Source organism: Falsiroseomonas sp. RANM36 (genome assembly GCF_056682175.1).
This window is the reverse complement of record NZ_JBWXTD010000006.1, coordinates 344,073-348,682: the sequence shown is the minus strand read 5'-3', so window position 1 is coordinate 348,682 and position 4,610 is coordinate 344,073. Positions and strand designations below refer to the sequence as shown.

General features: G+C 73.3%; 4 protein-coding genes. 3 read left to right on the top strand and 1 reads right to left on the bottom strand.

The window, feature by feature from the left end; all coding sequences use genetic code 11:
* Positions 1-230: Gfo/Idh/MocA family oxidoreductase (locus tag AC1MIR_RS23195; RefSeq protein ID WP_480030552.1), on the bottom strand; the 230-nt coding region annotated here is incomplete at its 3' end.
* An 88-nt stretch (positions 231-318) separates the two neighbouring features.
* On the opposite strand from AC1MIR_RS23195, the gene iolD reads away from it, so the two are divergent.
* From iolD to AC1MIR_RS23180, 3 genes are all read left to right on the top strand, one after another.
* Positions 319-2,157: a 3D-(3,5/4)-trihydroxycyclohexane-1,2-dione acylhydrolase (decyclizing) gene (gene iolD / locus AC1MIR_RS23190; protein ID WP_480030551.1), complete on the top strand. Its 1,839-nt coding sequence runs from the start codon at positions 319-321 to the stop codon at positions 2,155-2,157.
* Between the two features lie 4 nt (positions 2,158-2,161).
* Positions 2,162-3,049 carry a myo-inosose-2 dehydratase gene (gene iolE / locus AC1MIR_RS23185; RefSeq protein WP_480030550.1) on the top strand — a complete coding sequence of 296 codons (888 nt, stop codon included), beginning with the start codon at positions 2,162-2,164 and terminating at the stop codon, positions 3,047-3,049.
* A 12-nt stretch (positions 3,050-3,061) separates the two neighbouring features.
* Positions 3,062-4,610, top strand: a 1,549-nt coding sequence (locus AC1MIR_RS23180; protein WP_480030549.1) for a Na/Pi cotransporter family protein, incomplete at its 3' end; no start/stop codon positions are given.

Sequence of the window (4,610 nt, the reverse complement as noted above, 5' to 3'; positions counted from 1 at the left end):
AGATCGGCGTGCGTGTCGGTGGAAGAGGCGATGATGACGGCGCCCACCTCCGGGTCCGCCAGCGCGGTCGCGGTGTCGGTGACGCCGGCGCCGTGCTTCGCGGCCAGCGCCTGCGCCGCTGGCGCGTGCACATCCACGACATGCTTGAGCCGCGCGCCGCCGCTCGCCGCCAGGTTGGCGGCGTGGATGGCGCCGATGCGGCCGGCGCCGAACTGTGCGAAGTGGATCATGGCGTTTTCCGTGCCCACGCTGCTTGCGGCGCGTGTCATCGAACTGTAACACAGGGTCAGCCCGGAGCAATCCGGGGTGGAGGAGACCATGGCCAGTCTACGCCTGACCGCGGCCGACGCCACGATACGCTTCCTGGCGGCGCAGCAGGCCGAGATCGGCGGCCGCACCCTGCCCATCTTCGGCGGAGTCTGGGCGATCTTCGGCCATGGCAACGTGGCCGGGCTCGGGCCGGCGTTGCACGCGTATCGCCGCACCCTGCCGACCTTCCGCGCGCATAACGAGCAGGCCATGGCGCATGCCGCCATCGCCTTCGCCAAGACCCATGCGCGCCGTCGGATGATGGCCTGCACGAGCTCCATCGGGCCGGGTGCGACGAACATGGTCACCGCCGCAGCGGTGGCGCATGTGAACCGCCTGCCGGTGCTGTTCCTGCCCGGCGACGTGTTCGCGTCCCGCCGGCCCGATCCGGTGCTGCAGCAGGTCGAGGATTTCGGCGACGCGACGGTCTCCGCCAATGACTGCTTCCGTCCGGTCTCCCGCTACTTCGACCGCATCATGCGCGCGGAGCAGCTGCTCGCCGCGCTGCCGGCCGCGATGCGCGTGCTGACCGATCCGGCGGAGTGCGGGCCCGTGACGCTCGCCTTCCCGCAGGACGTGCAGACCGAGGCGATGGACTGGCCGAGCGACTTCTTCCGCAAGCGCGTCTGGCGCCCGCGCGCGCCGGAGCCGGACGCGGCGGAGCTGCGCGCGGCGGCGGCGGCGCTGCGCGCGGCGAAGCGGCCGGTGCTGATCGCCGGCGGCGGCGTCAAATACGCTTGCGCGGAAGCAACGCTTGCCGACTTCGCTCGCTCCCATGGCGTGCCGGTGGCGGAGACCCAGGCGGGCAAGGGCAGCCTGGCCTGGGATGCGCCCGCCAATCTCGGCGCCATCGGCGTGACCGGCAGCGCCGCGGCGAATGCCCTGGCGGCGCAGGCCGATCTGGTGCTGGCGGTGGGCACGCGGTTGCAGGATTTCACCACGGGATCGCGCGCGCTGTTCGGCCGGGCGACGCTGGTCGCGCTGAACGTCGTGGCCTTCGACGCGCTGAAGCACGGCGCGCAGCCGCTCGTCGCCGATGCGGCGCGCGGGCTGGCGGCGCTCTCCGCTGCGCTCGGACGCTGGCAGGCGCCGCGCCCGTGGCAGGAGAAGGCGGCGGCGGCGACCGCGCGCTGGCACCGCACCGTGGCGCGCGTGACCGCCGCGCCGAAGCGCAGCGCGAACGACCTGCCGAGCGATGCGCAGGTGCTCGGCGCGGTGAACCGCGCCATGCCGAAGGACGGGATCGTGGTCTGTGCAGCGGGCGGGCTGCCGGGCGAGCTGCACAAGCTGTGGCGCGCGACGGATTCCGCCAGCTATCACCTGGAATACGGCTATTCCTGCATGGGCTACGAGATCGCCGGCGGGCTCGGCGCGAAGCTCGCGGCGCCGCGGCGCGAGGTGGTGGTGCTGGTGGGCGACGGCAGCTACCTGATGATGAACAGCGAGATCGCGACCTCCGTCGCGCTCGGGGCCAAGCTGACCATCGTCATCCTCGACAATCGCGGCTTCGGCTGCATCAACCGCCTTCAGCGTGGCACCGGCGGGGAGCCGTTCAACAACCTTCTGGCGGATGCCGCGCCGCAGGTGGACTTTGCGGCGCATGCCGCGTCCATGGGCGCGACCGCAACGAAGGTCGCGGACATCGCCGCGCTGGAAGCCGCGCTGCCGAAAGCCTTCGCGGCGAAGCGCACGCAGGTGATCGTGATCGACACGGACCCGCAGACCGGCACGGCCGAGGGCGGCGCCTGGTGGGAGGTGCCGGTCACCGCCGCGCCCGCGACGCCGGCCGAGAAGGCCGCGCGGCGCGACTACGAGAGCAACCGCAAGCGCCAGGCCGCAGGAGCGTAACCCCATGGCCATCCGCCTCGGCATCAATCCGCTGACCTGGACCAATGACGACATGCCGGAGCTCGGCGCGGAGACGCCGCTCGAAACCTGTCTTTCGGAGGGGAGGCAGGCGGGGTTCGAGGGCTTCGAGCTGGGCAACAAGTTCCCGCGTGCGGCCGCGGAGCTCGGGCCGATCCTGCAGCGGCACGGGCTGGCGCTGGTCTCCGGCTGGTACGGCTCGCGCCTGCTGGAGCGGGACGTGGATGCGGAGATGGCGGAGGCGGAGCCGCATATCGCGCTGCTGACCGCGCTGGGCTGCAGGGTGATGGTGCATGCCGAGGTCTCGCGCGCGATCCATGGCGCGCGCACCACGCCGTTGTCGCGGCGCCCGGTCCTTTCCGAAACCGACTGGCAGGTGCTGGCACCACGAATCGAAAAATTCGGCAGGCGGCTGAAGGCGCATGGGCTGCATCTCGCCTACCACCACCACATGGGCACGGTGATCGAGAGCCAGGCGGATGTGGACCGGCTGATGGCCAGCACCGGGCCGGAGGTCGGGCTGCTGCTCGACACCGGCCATCTCACCTTCGCCGGCGGCGATCCGGTGGCGGCGGCCGAGCGCCACGCCGCGCGCGTGGTGCATGTTCACTGCAAGGACATCCGCGCGGCGGTGATGCAGGACGTGAAGGCGCGCGACCTGCCCTTCCTGGCCGCCGTGCTCGAAGGCGTCTTCACCGTGCCCGGCGATGGCTGCGTGGATTATCCCGCCGTGCTGAAGCCGCTCGCCGCCGCGGGCTATGCCGGCTGGCTGGTGGTCGAGGCCGAGCAGGACCCCGCCAGGGCGCATCCGCTGACCTATGCGCGGATGGGCCATGACAACCTGGCGCGCCTCGCGCGGGCCGCCTTCGGCTAGGGAAGGGCGCCGATGAGCGAGCTGCGCCTTCTGGTCCAGCTCGCGGGCGAGGCCGCCCTGCTGGTCTGGGGCCTGCACATGGTGCAGTCCGGCGTGGAGCGCGCCTTCGGCGGGCGGCTGCAGGCGCTGCTGGCGGTCGGGCTCGGCCGGCCCTTGCGGGCGCTGCTTTCCGGCTTCGTCGTTACCGCCGCCCTGCAGAGCAGCATGGCGACCGCGCTGATGCTTTCGGCCTTCGCCGCGGCGGGCGCGGTGGCGCTGGCGCCGGCGCTGGCCGCGATGCTGGGCGCGAATATCGGCACGGCCCTGATCGTCCAGCTCCTGTCCTTCGATCTCGACTGGCTTTCGCCGCTGCTCATCTTGGCCGGCGTGGTGGCCTTCCGCACCGGCGGCCAGGCGCGGACCCGTGATCTCGGCCGCGTCGCGATCGGGCTCGGCCTGATGCTTCTGGCGCTGCATCTGCTGGGCGCGACGCTTGCGCCGATGGAGGCCTCGCCCACGCTCGGGCGCGTGCTGGATGCGCTGGCGGATGTGCCGCTGGCCAACATGGCGGTCGCCGCGCTGGTCGCCTGGGCCGCGCATTCCTCGATCGCGGGCGTGCTCTTCGTCGCGACGCTGGCCGGCGGCGGCGTGCTGGGCGCGGAGGCGGCGGTGGCGATGGTGGCCGGCGCCAATCTGGGCAGCGCGCTGAACCCGCTGCTGCAGTCGGGCGGGCGGGCCGGCCAGCCGGCCCGGCTGCGCCTGCCGCTCGGCAACCTGCTGAACCGGCTGCTCGGCGCGCTGCTCGTCCTCGCCTTCCTGCCCGCCACGACGGCCTGGATCGCGGCCGCGGGCGAGGCGCCGGCGCGGCTGGTGGCGAATGCCCATCTCGCCTTCAACCTGGCGACGAGCCTGCTCGCCCTGCCGCTGCTGCGCCCGCAGGCCTGGCTGCTCGCGCGCCTGCTGCCCGACCGGCCGGAGCGCGACGAGGCGGCGCCGCGCTACCTCGATCCGGCGGCGGCGGCGATGCCGGCGGTGGCGATGGCCAATGCGCGGCGCGAGGTGCTGCGCATCGCCGATGTGATGGAGCGGATGCTGGACGCCTCCACCCGCGCCTTCGACGAGGATGCTCGCGATGCCGGCAAGGCTCTGGCCACGATGGACGACGTGGTGGACCGGCTGCACCGCGCGGTGCTCGCCTATCTCGCCAGTATTCCAGGCGACCGCCTGACCGAGTCGGACCGGGAGCGCATTGCCGCGATCCAGTCCTTCGCCATCGCGCTGGAACATGCCGCCGACGTGCTGAGCCGCGACGTGGCGCGCCATGCCGCCAAGCGCGCGCGGCGGGGCGTGACGCTGGCGGAGGCGGACCGCCGCGACCTGACGACGCTGCATGCGGCGCTGCGCGAGGAGCTTCGCCTGGCCGTCGCGGTCTTCACCGAGGCGGATGCGGACGCCGCGCGGCGGCTGGTGCAGGCGAAGGAGATGCTGCGGGGGACGGAGAGCGCGGCGGGGGCGGGGCCCCCCCCCCCGCCCCCCCCCCCCCGCGGCGGCGGGCGCCGCCCCCCCCCCCCGCGGGGGGTGG

Excerpts from the sequence above, each read along its gene's own strand:
- iolD (WP_480030551.1), top strand. The coding sequence starts at position 319 with ATGGCCAGTCTACGCCTGACCGCGGCCGACGCCACGATACGCTTCCTG.
- iolE (WP_480030550.1), top strand. The coding sequence starts at position 2,162 with ATGGCCATCCGCCTCGGCATCAATCCGCTGACCTGGACCAATGACGAC.